This is a genomic window from Psychrobacillus sp. FSL K6-2843, assembly GCF_038626375.1.
Classification (GTDB): Bacteria; Bacillota; Bacilli; order Bacillales_A; family Planococcaceae; genus Psychrobacillus; species Psychrobacillus faecigallinarum.
In genome coordinates, this window is record NZ_CP152021.1 from 260740 (window position 1) to 276559 (window position 15820).

11 protein-coding genes and 1 pseudogene are annotated in these 15820 nt (G+C 36.4%); 11 read left to right on the forward strand and 1 reads right to left on the reverse strand.

All coding sequences use genetic code 11. The features are described from left to right. Positions 1–3: 3 nt before the first annotated feature. Entirely contained in the window at positions 4–1164 is a 1161-nt protein-coding gene (locus tag MKY94_RS01360) for an ABC transporter substrate-binding protein (RefSeq protein ID WP_342577853.1), read from the reverse strand. A gap of 348 nt (positions 1165–1512) precedes the next feature. Here MKY94_RS01360 and MKY94_RS01365 point away from each other — a divergent pair, with 348 nt between their 5' ends. The 11 genes and pseudogenes from MKY94_RS01365 to MKY94_RS01415 all read left to right on the forward strand — a co-directional run bounded on the left by MKY94_RS01365 (position 1513) and on the right by MKY94_RS01415 (position 15630). Further along, the gene (locus tag MKY94_RS01365; RefSeq protein WP_144538407.1) at positions 1513–2910 is read left to right on the forward strand and encodes an AbgT family transporter; all 1398 of its coding nucleotides are present in this window, start codon (positions 1513–1515) and stop codon (positions 2908–2910) included. Positions 2911–3236: 326 nt separating this feature from the next. Beyond that, the gene (locus MKY94_RS01370; RefSeq protein ID WP_225216036.1) at positions 3237–4004 is read left to right on the forward strand and encodes a GH-E family nuclease; all 768 of its coding nucleotides are present in this window, start codon (positions 3237–3239) and stop codon (positions 4002–4004) included. A gap of 7 nt (positions 4005–4011) precedes the next feature. Continuing rightward, positions 4012–4548 (forward strand): ankyrin repeat domain-containing protein, encoded by a 537-nt coding sequence (locus MKY94_RS01375; protein WP_342577854.1) that lies wholly within the window; start codon positions 4012–4014, stop codon positions 4546–4548. Then, on the forward strand, positions 4541–4879 hold the full coding sequence (locus MKY94_RS01380) for a DUF2185 domain-containing protein (RefSeq protein ID WP_154311869.1): 339 nt from the start codon (positions 4541–4543) through the stop codon (positions 4877–4879). The genes MKY94_RS01375 and MKY94_RS01380 overlap by 8 nt, the downstream gene beginning before the upstream one ends. 186 nt (positions 4880–5065) lie before the next feature. Next, positions 5066–8227 (forward strand): DEAD/DEAH box helicase, encoded by a 3162-nt coding sequence (locus MKY94_RS01385; protein ID WP_144538410.1) that lies wholly within the window; start codon positions 5066–5068, stop codon positions 8225–8227. Between the two features lie 180 nt (positions 8228–8407). Further along, positions 8408–10108, forward strand: a complete 1701-nt coding sequence (locus MKY94_RS01390) for an LXG domain-containing protein (protein WP_144538411.1) — start codon at positions 8408–8410, stop codon at positions 10106–10108. Then, on the forward strand, positions 10095–10445 hold the full coding sequence (locus MKY94_RS01395) for a hypothetical protein (protein ID WP_225321605.1): 351 nt from the start codon (positions 10095–10097) through the stop codon (positions 10443–10445). Before MKY94_RS01390 ends, MKY94_RS01395 begins: the two co-directional genes overlap by 14 nt. Before the next feature lie 343 nt (positions 10446–10788). Then, positions 10789–11174, forward strand: a pseudogene (locus MKY94_RS01400) (transposase); the annotation flags it as partial. 133 nt (positions 11175–11307) lie between these two features. Next, on the forward strand, positions 11308–11499 hold the full coding sequence (locus MKY94_RS01405; RefSeq protein WP_342577855.1) for a hypothetical protein: 192 nt from the start codon (positions 11308–11310) through the stop codon (positions 11497–11499). Positions 11500–11667: 168 nt separating this feature from the next. Continuing rightward, positions 11668–12390 carry an NERD domain-containing protein gene (locus tag MKY94_RS01410; protein WP_342577856.1) on the forward strand — a complete coding sequence of 241 codons (723 nt, stop codon included), beginning with the start codon at positions 11668–11670 and terminating at the stop codon, positions 12388–12390. 93 nt (positions 12391–12483) lie between these two features. Continuing rightward, positions 12484–15630 (forward strand): DUF3427 domain-containing protein, encoded by a 3147-nt coding sequence (locus MKY94_RS01415; protein ID WP_342577857.1) that lies wholly within the window; start codon positions 12484–12486, stop codon positions 15628–15630. The last annotated feature ends 190 nt before the right edge of the window (positions 15631–15820 follow it).

The window sequence follows — 15820 nt, forward strand, 5'->3', positions numbered from 1 at the left end:
GAACTACTCAAACAACTGGAATTCTCCATCCTGGATGATAAGAACTGTAGGATCCATTATTACGTCTCCGTCCTTGTCAAAAGAAATCTTCCCTAGGATGCCTTCTAAATCCTTAATTTCAGCCAGAGCATCACGAAGCGCATCTCTGTCTGCTTCTCCAGCATTTTTTAATGCCTCTGCAATAATATAAAGAGCATCATAGGCCTGTGCAGCGAACTGGTCAGGCTTGTGACCATACGCTTCTTCATATTTTTCTACAAAAGCTTGAACTTTTTCATCTGGTTTATCCGCAAACCAAGGAGTTGCAACAATTAATCCGTTAGATGCTTCTCCGGCAATTTCAATTACTTGAGGGGAATTGAATCCATTACCTCCAACAAAAGGAACATCAATCCCCATTTTTCTTGCTTGGTCCATGATTACTGCACCCTCATTATATAGAGCGGAAGCCAAGATTAGATCTGGCTGAAGATTTTTAATCTTAGTAAGTTGCGCATTATAATCGGACTGTCCTTTTTGAAAGGTCTCGATTGTTAAAATTTCAAGCCCCATATTTTCAGCTTCTGCCTTCATCGTATCGAATCCGGACTGAGTGAATAGATCATCATTTCCATATAGAATAGCAACTTTTTTAGCTCCATATTTGTCTACCGCTTTTTCCAATGCAGCAGGGATTGCTAGGGATTCTGGTATAGAATTACGGAATACATAATCTCCAATCTGAGGAATACCTGCCGCGGTAGTGGAAGTCCCCATAATTGGGATACCATTGAGATCAGCTTCAGGTCCAACAACGTTCATCTCTGTACTTAATGTTGGTCCTATGATTGCAACAATATCGTCCTGACTCATCAATTTTTGACCCACAGATAATGCCTGCTCTTGTTTTCCGACTGAATCTTCAATTGCAAGCTCAATTTTTACATCGCCTTTTTCATTAATTTCTTCTAAAGCTAATTTCAATCCATTTGTGATTGCTTCTCCATAAGCAGCACCAGGACCTGTCATGTATGAGATAACCCCAATTTTTGCTGAAATCGTTCCATTCTCGCCTTTGCTATTTTCTCCACTTGAAGTTGAAGATTCTCCCGTTCCACAAGCTGCCAATAAAACTAACATCATAATGGAAAGCAAAATAGATAGTTTTTTAAAAGTCTTTCCCATTCCCAAACCCCCTAAAGATAATTGTGAAACATATATCTATATTAAAGCCTTTATAAGGATGATGTAAAGTTAATATTTAGAATTGTTATAATAGTAAGAATTTGATTGGTTGGGTTAGAATTCTATAAAACATAGAGAAATTCAAAATTAATAGAGTATGTTAGGGCATAATGAGGATTTAAAAGGTTACTAATAAATAATAATATTTTTAAGTTTTTATCTTGTTTTAGGAATTTTATTAGGGTAAGTAAAAAAATATATACTTTTATTACTATTTAATTTATTATATTTTAATATAACATTCGATTAATATTGAAATATCTGAAATTATGAATAGGGGCGTAATTGATGAGAGAAAAAAAGAAAAGGTCCTGGTTTAAGGTACCGCACACATATACATTAATATTTACTATTATTATAATTGCCGGACTAGCTTCTTATGTAGTACCCGCAGGAGAGTTTGAACGAGTAGAAGATGAAGAATCAGGGAGAACGCTTGTAGTAGATGGAAGTTACAAAGAAATAGAGAGCGATCCAGTGAGCTTTTTTGAGCTGTTTACAGCTATTCCGATGGGTTTAGAAAAAGGCGCACAAATTATTTTCTATATCTTTTTAGTAAGTGGTGTATTTGGAATCATCCATAAAACTGGTGCTATTGAAGCTGGAGTGTATAAAGGAGTACGTGCTTTAGAAGGTAAAGAAAAGCTTCTGATTCCAATGAGTATGATTCTCTTTTCTATAGGAGGATTTACTATGGGGATGGCAGAGGAAGCCATCATTTTTGTCCCAATTGGAATAGCAATAGCTCGAGGAATGGGTTTTGATGCAGTGACAGGTACAGCAATGATTACACTTGGAGCTGCTAGTGGATTTTTTGGAGGTATGTTAAATCCATTTACGGTAGGTGTAGCACAGTCGTTAGCCGATGTACCTTTATTTTCGGGTATTGGCTTTCGTTTCGCTGTATACATATTAGTTTTGGGCTTTGCGATTTGGTATGTGATGCGCTATGCCTTCAAGGTGAAGCGAAACCCTGAACTTAGCGTTATATATGATATTGAACAAAAAGAAGTTAATGCAGATATGAAAAACTTTGCTAAACTGACAGGTAAACACAAGCTAGTTTTTTTGACAATGGCTATTGGAATAGGATTTAATATTTATGGAGTTTTTAACTGGGAATGGTTTATCACTGAGCTGGCAGCCTCGTTTTTAATAATGGGAATTATAGCAGGATTACTAGGTGGTCTAAACACTACACGTATTTTTGACTCTTTTATTGACGGAGCAAAAGCGGTAACATTTGGTGCATTAATTGTTGGATTTGCACGTGCAATTACCGTCGTATTAGAGGAAGGGAAGATTATAGACACTATCGTGTATTATGCTGCAGAAGGTATTGGTAATCTTCCTCAATCAATTAGTGTGATCGGCATGTTATTTATTCAAGCAGTGCTTAACTTATTTATATCCTCTGGTAGTGGTCAGGCAGCAGCTACAATGCCAATAATGATTCCTATAACAGATCTGCTAGGCCTTGAAAGACAAGTGGCGGTATTAGCATTCCAATATGGAGACTCTATTACCAATTCAATTATTCCTACTTCTTCAGCTTTGATGGGTTATTTGGCTGTTGCTGGTATTCCTTATGAACGATGGGTAAAATTTATATGGAAAATGATTCTTGGCTGGGCTATTATTGCATGCTTTGCATTACTAGTGGCTGTTGCCATTGGTATTTCCTAAATGTTCGCTTTGTAAGGTGAATAATCTATTTTAAACTAAGTATATATGAGAGGATTGTCCCTAGGTAGGGGCAATCTTTTTTGCATTTTAAATGTAAGGCATGAAAGGTATTTATAATCAAGCCTAAATTTCAAAAGTGATAAAATAGAGATAAGCGTGTAGCACAAATGAAAAGGACACCTGGGAAGGGATTTAGATGATGAATCAATGGATCTCTAAAATAGAATCCATATTTATGTCTGGTCTAACAGATGTAAATTTCGAAGCGAATAGATAATATAGATGAGTTAGTAGGAACAGAAATCGATTCTGAGATACGGAGTATTATGGAAAATGGTAGGGTTAAATCGGTTGAGGGTGAGCCAGATGAAACTACATTGTTTGTCAGGTATCATATTTATGACAACGGACTTATTGTAAAAGAATTTCAAACTAACGAATCAGCCCCAATTCAATATGAAATAGTATCCAAGGTAGAGGAAGCACAGGCGAATAAACCTAAAGACAAAAACTTTTTTGAAGCTACCGCTGACTTTCTATTTATGGATGATTTCCGAACATTAACCGATCCAAATGCGTCTTTTTTGGATAAAGGAATAGCTGCTGCCTCCCTTATCCCTCTTCCTGTAGGAAAAGCAGTAAAAGGTGGCGCAACAGCTGTAAAAGCTATAGACAATGCCGTTGATGCCTCAAAAGCTGCAGATAAGGTGGGAGATGCTTCTAAAATTGTAGATAAGTTACCTCCTATTGAAAATGGACCATATATTAAAAATGGAAAACCACGAGGTAGACCACAATTATCAGGGGACAAAAAAATAGAATTTGAACGGAATGTATATGAAAACAATGTTGGACCTGATGGCATTTTACGTGATCCTAATACGATGGAGGTCCTTGATTGGAAGCCAGGTCTACCAAGAAAAGGTGCAGTAGACTTTGGACATCGACAGGGATATGAGTATCATCCTATGTTTGAAAAATATAGGAATCGTGAAATAACCTTAGAAGAATTGAAAGAGTTCCAGTTTAATCCTGAAAACTTTAGGATAGAGAGTCCTGGAGCAAATAGAAGTCGTAAATTCGAAGGGAAATGATAAGGATATGAAAATTACAAATGTGTTTGATGCAGTACTTAAGGGAACCTTTGAGGATTTTAAAAATTTTTATAACGGAGAGGCAAATCAGATTAATCCGCATAGTAAGTTTAACTTGTTGTCTACCGCAATGCTTAATGATAAGAATCCCGAGGATAAGCTTGCCATTACTAAATATCTATTAAAAGACGGCATAGACGTCTCCTTTACAGACTCTTTGTATAATAGAAATGCTCTCCATATTTTTTTCTTTAACATTATGAAAGGTCCAAAAGATTATATGGAAACGGTTGTTAGACTACTAGTAGAAAATGGTGTGGACGTAAATGCCGTGGACAAATTTAACTCTATACCATTAAAATATGCGATAACAGTCAATAAAAACACTACAGAGGATATGAAGGATATTTATTATTATTTAGTGGAAAAGGGATCCGATGTAAATATAAAGGATACTTTTAATAAATCGATTCTAGACTACGCGAAAGAGTTTCCTTGGAGAAATGACTTCTTGGAAATAGTAAAGGAGTATGAGCATGGATAATAGAAATGATGCATATGGCGGTTTCATGATATCCAAAAACGTATTGAATGGTGTACCCATCCGATATAGCTTTAGAGAACCGAGTACAATTCCTCAATTAAACGGATGGAATATTTTTTCGGAGTTAGACGATGATGAATATGTGAACAATCCTGATAATTTTGTCATTGTGAATGCCGAAACTATCTATTCACTGGCACCTCAGATGCTAGAAATTTTTGAAGCACCATATGGGACAGATTTATTTTGGGTATATGAAGAAAACGTACACATCGGTTTTTATGATTTAGTGGCTGATAAGACAACATCAATTGAGCAAATTCTAGCATAGAGGTAATAAGCTGGCAGTAGAAAACTTACAAGAAATTTTAGAAGCTAAATAAGAGGAGGAAAAGGGTGTCCAACAATGGGCGTCCTTTTCTTTTCGTTTAGAAATGGTAAAGGTATGTACAGGACGCACAAACATTCCTATCATGCTAAAATAGAGCTAACAGAAACATAGAAAGGGTTTTAGATGATGAAAAGTACAATAAACGAAAAGAAAATTAAAGAATTATGTGGCATTACTGCTTATAAAAAGGGTAAGGCTTATTTTCTTGCGGATAAGGTACATCTTCATCCTAGCCCGAACAATCAAAAAGTGATGGAAGCTACTGTGAAGGCTGGAGAAGATTTCATTGTTACTATAAAAGCTGACTCTGCTGGAGAGGTTGTAGCTACTTGTACATGTCCCCCAGTAGGATTCATTTCCACCTATTGTCAGCATATTGCCGCTACCCTCATATCAATCGATGAAAAGCAGCGAATGGATGGATATTTGGCAGAAAGAATGCTGAATCTATTCGAAAAAAAGACATCACCTCCTACAGGTAAGCAATTACATTTTGATGAAAGAAAGATTTTGGAGATGGAGTTTACTTGCTGTTCAGTACCCTTGGATGATGAAGCATATGGATTCGGTATTCAGTTAGCTATTGGTCTCGGATCCTTTCATGAAATCAAGCAAGTAGCGAAGTTTTTAAACGAGATGGAAAGAAGAAGGCCTTTCGAATATTCTACAGGCAGCTTCTACTCACCGGAAATTTATAGCTTTTCAAAGGAAACGGATGATGTACTTCAATTACTGATGAAAAGTCAGCGCTTAAATAGTAAGGCTAATATACAAGAGGATATCTTACTTATCTCGGTATCGGATTGGGAACGACTCCTACCTTTACTTGTAAAAGCACCAAGGGTCAAGTTTCTGCATAATGATCTATATTATGAAGGAATTCAGCTTGGACAAGAGCTGCCTATTCGTTTTGAATTTGATGAAGCGAAGAAGCCTGATTATCAGTTAAACGTAAAAGGTCTAGATTTAGTGACTGTTTTCCGATCTTACGGCTATGCCTTCTCCAAGGGGGTGCTGTATAAACTCCAGCCAGAGGAAGCAAGCAGACTCGCTGAACTCAAAAGTATGCTAGATCAGTCCGGGAAGCACGAGCTAGTCATTCTTGAGAAGAATATAGACCATTTCATGAAAACAGTCCTGCCGGGCTTGATGAAGCTTGGTCAGGTATATATAGCGGAGCCTATTTCCAAAAGGATGGGTGAGACACCACTCAAGGCCAAGTTATTTTTAGATAGGGTAAAAAATCGACTGCTAGCAGGCTTAGAATTCCATTACGGCCATCTGCTAGTCAATCCCTGTGAAGAAACAGAGGAATCCTTTACTCATTTTCCTGGAGTGCGGCGTCAAAGAGAAAAGGAGCTTGAAATCATGAAGCTCCTATTGGACTGTGGGTTTACCCAAACACCAGGGGGATTTTACTTGATGGATGAGGAAGACGAATATAACTTCCTATACTATGTACTGCCTAACGTGGAAAACTGGGTGCAGGTATATGCTTCTACTGCTGTAAAGATACGAGTTATAAAGGAATATACGGGTCCGAAGATAAGAATTGAGATGAAGGAAAGAACAGAATGGCTAGAGTTTCGGTTCGAGCTGGATGGTATAAAAGAAAAAGAAATTCAGCACCTTATGACAGCCATTGAAGAGAAAAGAAAATTTTATCGAATACCAAATGGCAATTTAGTATCGCTTGAAACACCCGAATTTTTGGATCTCGCAAGATTCATGGAGGATATGGAGGTAAGCAGTGAACATTTCCGAGAAGGAATGAAAGTTCCACTCCTAAAAGGAATGCAAATTGCACAGTCTTTGAGTCATGGAGATTTACTAGAGCCTGGTTTACAATTTGCGAAGCTTCTAAAAAACTTAAACGACCCTGCAAATCTGGAAGAGGATGTGCCAAGAGGGTTAGAAAATGTGCTACGAGATTATCAAAAAGCAGGATACAGATGGTTTAAGCTTATGGCATCCTATGGATTTGGAGGAATACTCGCAGACGATATGGGCCTGGGGAAAACGCTGCAAAGCATTGCTTTTATAGAATCAGTGCTACCTGAGGTTCGGGCACGGAAACAACCAATATTAGTAGTTTCCCCAGCCTCACTTCTTTATAACTGGACAAACGAGTTAGAGAAGTTCGCACCCCATATAGATGCACGAATTATTGACGGTAGTAAGGCGGACAGAAATACAGCATGGCTCACTGCAACAGATGCGGATGTCATTGTTACCTCCTATCCTACATTGAGAATGGATACTGACCGTTATCGGGATATGTTCTTTCATACGGTGTTTTTTGATGAGGCACAAGCATTTAAAAATCCTATGACGAAGACGGCTAGGGCGGTAAAAATGCTGCAGGCCAAGCATCGATTTGCACTTACTGGAACACCGATAGAAAATTCCTTAGACGAGCTATGGTCTATTTTCTACGTAGTATTTCCTGGTCTATTGCCAAACAGAAGAGAATTCAGTGAAATGAGAAGAGAGCATATAGCGAAGCAGGTTCGCCCATTTATATTGCGTCGTATGAAAAAAGATGTTTTAGAAGAGCTGCCTAAGAAAACCGAGATGGTTATCTACTCCGAGCTTCAGGTGGAGCAGAAAAAGCTTTATGCAGCTCATTTGGCAGAGCTAAAGCATGATGCTCTGAAGCATTTGAAGAAAAAAACCTTTCGAAAAAATCGTATCAAGTTTCTAGCGGGACTCACAAGACTTAGACAGTTATGCTGCCACCCAGCCCTATTTGTTGAAGGCTATGAGGGTAGCTCGGCAAAGTATGAACAACTGATGGAGATTCTAGAGGATTGTCGTATGACCGGTAGACGAGTGCTTGTCTTCTCACAGTTTACTCAAATGCTAGCAATCATTCGGAGACAGCTTGTCAAACAGGGTGCACCTTACTTTTATATAGACGGACAAACCCCTCCAGTTGAACGTGTCAGTCTATGCGAACGTTTCAATAACGGTGAGGGTGACTTATTTCTCGTGTCATTAAAGGCAGGGGGTACTGGTCTCAACCTTACTGGAGCAGATACGGTTATCCTGTACGATTTATGGTGGAACCCAGCTGTTGAACAGCAGGCTGCTGACCGCGCCCACCGTATGGGACAAACAAATGAGGTTCAAGTCATTCGACTAGTTGCGAAGGGTACCATTGAAGAGAAAATAACCCAGCTTCAACACAGAAAACAAAGTCTAATCGAGGAAGTTATTCATTCCGAAAAGGATATGCTCATTAGTATGAGCGAAGAAGACATTTTAGAAGTTTTGATAGGAGAGTAACTTTAATAAAACAAGATAAAACACATCATAAATATACAATGTGAGAAGTCTTTAGTAATGATTATTTCATCTGACTTTCCGACATAAGAATTATTTTATATATATATCTATCTCTCATTTCCATTTATCCTAATAAATGGAATACAATATTATCAATAAAATGGATATGGGAGGGAGCTTATGAAGGTATTAGATGTCGATCAATTACAAATAGGGTTAAAAGATAATATTTCTATGCTTGATAGACTTCAAACGGAAACAGAGACTATTCATCAAAATATTAAAGGGTTAGTTGGTATGAACGAAGTACTAAAAGGGCACGGAGGGAATTCCATCCGGGCTTTTTATGAGGAGTGTCACTTACCCTTCCTTGAATTTTTTCAACTTTTTACTACGGAATATAAACGAGTGCTGCAGTCCACCGAGAACGCATTACTTTCACTTGAACCAAGTACCGCAGGACATATGGTTGAAAGATATATGGATGGTGAAATAGAAGAAGGACTCAAGATGATCTCAGATCTTACAAAAAATTTAGTAGAAGCGACAAATAGCATTATAGATCAGGTCTCTGATATTGTTTCGCTACCTCATCTGGATGATAGTGATGTGCAGGATGGAGTTGTAAGATCTAGAACTAAAAAAGATGACACATTAGATAAACTATATGAGTTTGATAATACACAGTATACTGCCTTGTTATCTATTGAAAATGGTATAAGCTTAATGGAAAACTGGGTTACTGATATAGAGGCATTAATGCAAAGTGGACTAACAGATAAAGACTTTCAAAATAATAAATGGAATTTACTATCGGTCAATAGCGAGCTAACAGTTGCATTAGAAACTCAAACGTATCCTATTTTAAGTTGTTCAATTAAAAATGAACATGAAAAGCTGATTGGCACTGAGCTATCGGCAGATACCTTTAATTTAATGAAGGGTAAGCTAGAAAGAACGGTAGAGCGAGAATTATTTGGTGATTTCACTTTAATAAATTATCACGAATATGAAAATGGACTTGTAATTAAAGAATATAGTTTAAAAGGAGACGGCACCATTTATTACGAGATTGTCTCGGAAGTAAAAGAGGAAATATTGTCTCCAAAAGAAGCTTATAAATTAGGGGAAGATGAATATATTGAATATATTTCATCCTTGTCTGACGGGGAAAAGGAATTATTCCTAAGAAAGTTAATGGATGCACAGGTAGAGGAAGAAATGAAATTGACAAAAGGGATATTAGACTTTCTCATTTTAGATGACGTTAAAGCTCTTTTTGGTCAAGATTCTTCTTTATGGGAAAGAGGGCTAGCGGCTGCTGGATTTATACCAGTAGGTAAGTTAACAAAGTTGGGGAAATTAGCTAAACTAGGTGACAATGTTGATGATATCCCTACAAATAAAATAGATGATGTACTTGAGGCTAGAGGAATAAAGATTGTCGATGGTAGAGTAGGTAATAAAATACCAGTAGAGGAATTTCAACATATAAGAGGTGCCTCTATTCATAATCCAGATGCAAGCTCTATGACGCTTGGAAAATATACGCCCTCTGTCAAGAATGGAAAAGAAGACTGGACTAAGCCGGGACCAGATTCTTATATTGCTAGAGCTGGAAATAATTCCACTTACTTTGATTTGGGAGGCGACTGGGGTACAATTCAAAGAAAATATAACTTGTCCGACCAAGAGATGTTTGATTACCTAAATGTACCAGCATTAGATGATGCTGTTGCTAGTGGCAAAGCAATAAGGTTTTCTCACAATCCCAATGACTACAAAGGAAGCTATCTTAACCAGGAGTGGGAATATTTAAAAAAGGAGCATGGCTTTACTGAACTAATTGAAGAAGGAGGAATGTGGTATGCAGAAAGATAATACTGTCACTGCAAAGGACACTGCAAAGATATTTACTAAAGCAATGAGAGAGTATTTCGGAGACCGAGTAGATAATTACTCAATCTATAACTTAACAGATACACCTCATCAAACGTTTTCCATAGATTTTCAAGCATATAAATACTTCATCATTACGTTAACCTATGATAGAGGCAGCTTTGGTTGTGCTATAAACTATGGTAAGTCTAGCATAGGATTAGATAATAGTCAGCAATGGTTCGATAAAGCAGATATGAATGTCTTTTTAAGAGAACTGGAACAACAGCTTGAATTAAGAATACCAGATAAATTCTTAGAATTTAACGGTTGGAAATAATAGAAATAAGGTGTACAAATGAAAAGGATTTAAATACAGTTTTTAAGTATCGGATTGGAAAGAATATTGTTATATTTGGAAAATTAGAAAATAAAGTAGATGCTGTTTCTTCAGCCGCTCTCAGACTGTAGACAAACACCATGAATTTTGGTGTTTTGCCTACAATCTTTTTTCTTTTAAGAGATAAAGCTAGAAATGTTGATCTCCGCTGCGAGCGGACGCTTTCCGCGGGCACGGCTTCAGCCGCTTCCCTCGCTACGCTCAGTCCAGGGTCTTCAGCTCGCGCTATTCCCGCTGGAGTCGCCGCTCTCCGCTCCAATCAACAGTGCTTCCTATTAAAGGAATGAGGGGATGGATAGGATGGCCAAGAATCAAACTCAATGAACGCGAACAGTTGGAGATACTGACCATAGAGCAGTTGTTTCCTAAAGACCATCTGGTGCGCAAACTGGATGCGGCAATTGATTTCTCCTTTATCTATCGATTAGTTGAAGATCTTTGCTCAACCATTGGGAGACCCAGCATAGATCCTGTAGTACTGATCCAGGTGACATTCATCTATTACACCTTTGGTATCCGTTCCATACGCCAGACAAACAAGGAAATTGAAACGAATGTGGCATACCGTTGGTTTCTAGGATTCGGCTTTCATACAGAGGTTCCTCACTTCTCCATGTTAGGTAAAACTATGTCCGACGTTTCGCAGATACTGATCTGTTCGAGCAGATCTTACATACCGATCAACCACAAAGGAAGGATAGTGCACGCATAGTAAGAATCACCAAAAAATGATTCAACGCCACATTTGGCATGACTACCTGGATGTAGCTGAAGACTTGCGACACAACCATTAAAGAAGTATATGGAAAGAGTAAAGAAAAGCATGGTATACGATGGACAACCAACCCTAAAGGAATTAAAAAAATTGTCCATGCAGGCGATGCTGATTTTTGCTGCCTTAAATTCTAAGAAACTAGCCGGTTTGACATGGAAAACCCAACCTGGCGTAAAGAACCAAAATGATAAGCTGCAACGGACTTTTTCACCGATTTAACCTAGATTAATTGGAAAAGGGTTGGAAATCGAAATGGTTTCCAACCCTTTTGTCTACCCTCTGGCAGATACTCTTTCTTCATTATCTGTTTTTTATTTCTTGGCTTGTTTATGGAATAATTTTCATCTAAAGTATAACTATCGTCTACTGGGAAAGGGGTGAAACAAGATGATAGTCATATTAATAGCAATATGTTTTGTGACTCTTTTAGTTAGTTTAAATAATCCATCTGTAAAGGGATCTATTGGAGAGTGGCAAGTAAAACGTCGTTTAAAGGGGTTAAATGAAGAGGAATATATTGTACTTCATGACCTGTTGCTTCCTTACGAGGAAGGAACCACCCAAATTGATCATGTTGTGTTATCAACGGTAGGTATATTCGTTATTGAGACAAAAAATTATAAGGGATGGATTTATGGTAAAGAGAAGCAAAAATATTGGAAGCAAGCAATTTATAAGAACAAATATAATTTTCTCAATCCAATTATGCAGAACTTTGCTCATCTAACTGCAATACAAACGTTACTAAAAGAAATATACGATGGACCTTATTATTCAATAATAGCATTTAGTAGTGAAGCTACCTTTAAAAATCTAGAAATAAGTTCTGACCATGTACGAGTCTTATACATATCAGGTCTTTTTAAAACGATAAAATCCTATGAACAGAAAGTAATCCTTCCTTATCGAGTGAAACAGATTGCAAAAATATTAATAAACGCGAATATACAAGGAAAAGAATCAAGAAAAGTCCATGTTCGAGAAATAAAAACCAAACTAAATATGGATATTTGTCCCCGTTGTAAAAGCCAACTTATCACTAGAACGGGTAAATATGGTGATTTTAAAGGTTGTTCTAATTTTCCAAAATGTCGGTATGTGCTAAAGTGATTGGAAATCTAGAGCAAATTATAAATATTAGAGTAAAAAGGGGTAACATATAATAAACTTGATTTAGATTAAGTTTTCTATGGAGGTGTTTCTTTGAAAGAAGGCATTTACGACCTACCTATAAATAAAAACATTTATTCAGAGTTAAAGAAGCTTTCTCCTGAAATGTACGCAATTGACTTAGATAAAATGGATTTCGAAGAGGCAAAAACCTACTTTGCTTCATATATTTCAGAGGTTACTAAAAAAGCTCTCTCATATATCCGGGAAGATGCAAAAGAAGATGAAGAAGCGCTTTTGTTGCAAATTCAAACTTGTAATCAAATTATTCAATTGTTAAATTCAAAATTACACGATGAGGATTTTGTAAATCTACAACTAGATGAAAGAGGAGAAATACTTACTTCCGTATATAAAAAGCTAAACAGTGTACGTACAGTTCGTAAAGAGAAGCCAACTCGACCAATCACTTCAATTTCTCAAAGCTCTCTTTTCACGGGATCTCAATATGAACCTAACATGTTAGAAGAATTAAAAAAAGAGATTGCTTCCTCTGATGAAATTGAATGGATAGTTTCTTTTATTAAATGGTCTGGACTCAGGATCATATTAAATGAACTTAGGGATTTTACTATAGAACGTGGTGGAAGGCTAAGAATTATTACGACTTCGTACATGGAAGCAACAGACTATAAAGCACTTGTGGAGCTTAGTAAATTACCTAATACAGAAGTAAGGGTATCCTTAGATAAGCAACGAACTAGACTTCATGCAAAGGCATATTTATTTAAACGCGATTCTGGCTTTAGTACGGCTTACATCGGTTCTTCCAACTTATCTAATCCAGCATTAACTTCGGGGTTAGAATGGAATTTAAAGATAACCGAAAGGGATTCTTTTGATGTCCTTCGAAAGTTTGGGGCAACCTTTGAAAGTTATTGGAACGATGAGGAATTTAAATCTCTCTTACCTGATGAACACGAAAATTGGGAAATGGTGCAGTACTCATTGTCAAAAGAGACTGTAGCCGAAGAAACCGAACAGTATTATTTTGATATCCAGCCTTATCATTATCAAAAAGAAATATTAGATGAGTTGGAAGTAGAAAGAGTTATTCACGGTCAGATGAAAAATCTCGTAGTGGCTGCGACGGGAGTTGGAAAAACAGTAATATCTGCTTTTGATTTTAAACGATTTCTAAAACAAAAACCTAACGCAAAGTTATTATTTATAGCACATAGAGAAGAAATACTACGACAAAGTTTGGTGACTTTCCGAACGATTTTGAAGGATGCTAACTTTGGTGAAATGTTTGTTGGGAAGCACGAGCCTAAGTCTTTTGATCAATTATTTATGAGTATTCAAAGCTGGAATAGCAAAAAGATGAGTGAAAATACAACTTTTGATTTTTATGATTATATTATTGTTGATGAATTTCATCATGCCACAGCACCCTCGTACAGAGCATTATTAGATTTTTATCAACCAACTATTTTACTTGGTTTAACAGCTACACCTGAACGAATGGATAATGATAGTATTTTAAGCTATTTTAATGATCGAATTGCTGCTGAAATGAGGTTAACAGAAGCAATAAATAGAAAATTATTAAGTCCATTCCATTACTTTTGTGTAACTGATAACGTTGATTTAACTAGTATTAAATGGTCAAGAAAAGGATATGACATAGGAGAGCTAACAAATATTTATACTGCAAATCATCGCAGGAGTGATCTAGTTATACAAAGTATAAAAAGGTATGTTACCTCTCTAAATGAAGTAAAAGCGTTAGGGTTTTGCGTGTCAGTAGATCACGCAAAATATATGTCAACATATTTTAATCAAAAAAATATACCTTCCATTTCATTGCATGGTAAATCATCACCTGAGGAACGAGTTGTAGCTCAAAGAAAATTAGTAAGCGGTGAGATAAATTTTATCTTTGTTGTGGATTTATATAATGAAGGAATAGATATTCCAGAAATAAACACGGTATTATTTTTACGTCCAACAGAAAGTCTAACTGTCTTTTTACAGCAACTTGGTAGAGGATTAAGACTAGCGGATGATAAAGAATGTTTAACTGTACTTGATTTTGTTGGACAAGCCCATAAGAATTATCCTTTTGAAGAGAAATTCCGATCGTTAGTAGGGAAAACAAAACATTCTATTCATCATTATATTGAAAATGGTTTTTTCCATTTACCTAAGGGCTCTGTTATCCAAATGGAGAAACAGGCAAAAGAATATATATTAAGAAATATTAAGGCAGCACGAATTAATAAACAAAATCTTATTGCAAAAATTAAACACTTCGAAGCTGATTCTGGAAGACGCCTAACTTTAAAAAACTTTTTACAATATTATCATCTATCATTAGCAGATGTTTATGGGTCACAAAAAAACCGTAGCTTTGAAAGGATGAAGGTAGAGGCGGGGGTTACAAAAGAATATAAAGCGGAATATGAGGATCTTTTGATGAAAAAAATCCATAAAATATTTCATTTGGATTCCTTAGATTTGATAAGTTTTTACAAAAAATATATAGAAAAGACTGATGTTAATACAGAGGAAGAGCAAAGAATGGAAGCAATGTTGTACTATTCATTTTTCTCTAAGCCTCCTAGGGATTTAGGTTTTTCTTCCATAAAGGAAGGACTTCGAGAAATATTAACGAGTCAAGCATTAAAGGACGAAATTCTGCAAGTAATCGAGGTTTGTTTTGAAAATTTAAGATTACTTGAGAAAAAATCTCCGTTCGATTTTGTGTCTCCTCTAAGAGTACATGCACATTATACTATAGACCAAATATTAGCCGCGTTTGGTTACTATAATGAAAAACAAAAGCCTGCTTTTAGAGAAGGAGTTAAGTATTTTGAAGAGGAAAAAACGGATGTTTTTTTCGTTACTTTAAATAAATCCGATAAAGATTTCTCTCCTTCGACTTTATATGAAGACTATGCAATTAATGAACAATTATTTCATTGGCAATCTCAAAGTAGAACCTCAGATACCAGCCCAACAGCAATTAGGCTCTTTAATCATCGGAAAACGAATAATCAGATTTCTATCTTTATAAGGGAATATAGGAATGAAGGACCGTATACCTCTCCCTTTATTTTTCTTGGAACAGCTGATTATGTTAAGCATGAGGGTAGTAAACCTGTGAGTATTATTTGGAAATTGCACGAACCAATGCCAGCATACCTTGTATCAAGTGCTAATAAAAATGTTTTATAATGTAATTTTCTTTTTGAACTCATTCAGACTGTCAACAAACCTTTATGTAGGGCCTAATTAGCTCCAAAGTGAAGTGAATTAAGCAGAAAAGTGCCAACCTAAGAGGATATCTAATCCGTAGGTTGGCACTTTTTTCTTTTTAAATTATCTTGAACACTATCTATATCCACGAGTTACTAGTTGTTGACGA

What these genes read in the sequence shown, in the direction of transcription:
- MKY94_RS01370 (WP_225216036.1), top strand. Translation starts at nt 3,237, where the DNA reads ATGGAAAATGGTAGGGTTAAATCGGTTGAGGGTGAGCCAGATGAAACT.
- MKY94_RS01360 (WP_342577853.1), bottom strand. Translation starts at nt 1,164, where the DNA reads ATGGGAAAGACTTTTAAAAAACTATCTATTTTGCTTTCCATTATGATG.
- MKY94_RS01405 (WP_342577855.1), top strand. Translation starts at nt 11,308, where the DNA reads ATGGAAAGAGTAAAGAAAAGCATGGTATACGATGGACAACCAACCCTA.
- MKY94_RS01410 (WP_342577856.1), top strand. Translation starts at nt 11,668, where the DNA reads ATGATAGTCATATTAATAGCAATATGTTTTGTGACTCTTTTAGTTAGT.
- MKY94_RS01395 (WP_225321605.1), top strand. Translation starts at nt 10,095, where the DNA reads ATGCAGAAAGATAATACTGTCACTGCAAAGGACACTGCAAAGATATTT.
- MKY94_RS01380 (WP_154311869.1), top strand. Translation starts at nt 4,541, where the DNA reads ATGGATAATAGAAATGATGCATATGGCGGTTTCATGATATCCAAAAAC.
- MKY94_RS01385 (WP_144538410.1), top strand. Translation starts at nt 5,066, where the DNA reads ATGAAAAGTACAATAAACGAAAAGAAAATTAAAGAATTATGTGGCATT.
- MKY94_RS01375 (WP_342577854.1), top strand. Translation starts at nt 4,012, where the DNA reads ATGAAAATTACAAATGTGTTTGATGCAGTACTTAAGGGAACCTTTGAG.
- MKY94_RS01390 (WP_144538411.1), top strand. Translation starts at nt 8,408, where the DNA reads ATGAAGGTATTAGATGTCGATCAATTACAAATAGGGTTAAAAGATAAT.
- MKY94_RS01365 (WP_144538407.1), top strand. Translation starts at nt 1,513, where the DNA reads ATGAGAGAAAAAAAGAAAAGGTCCTGGTTTAAGGTACCGCACACATAT.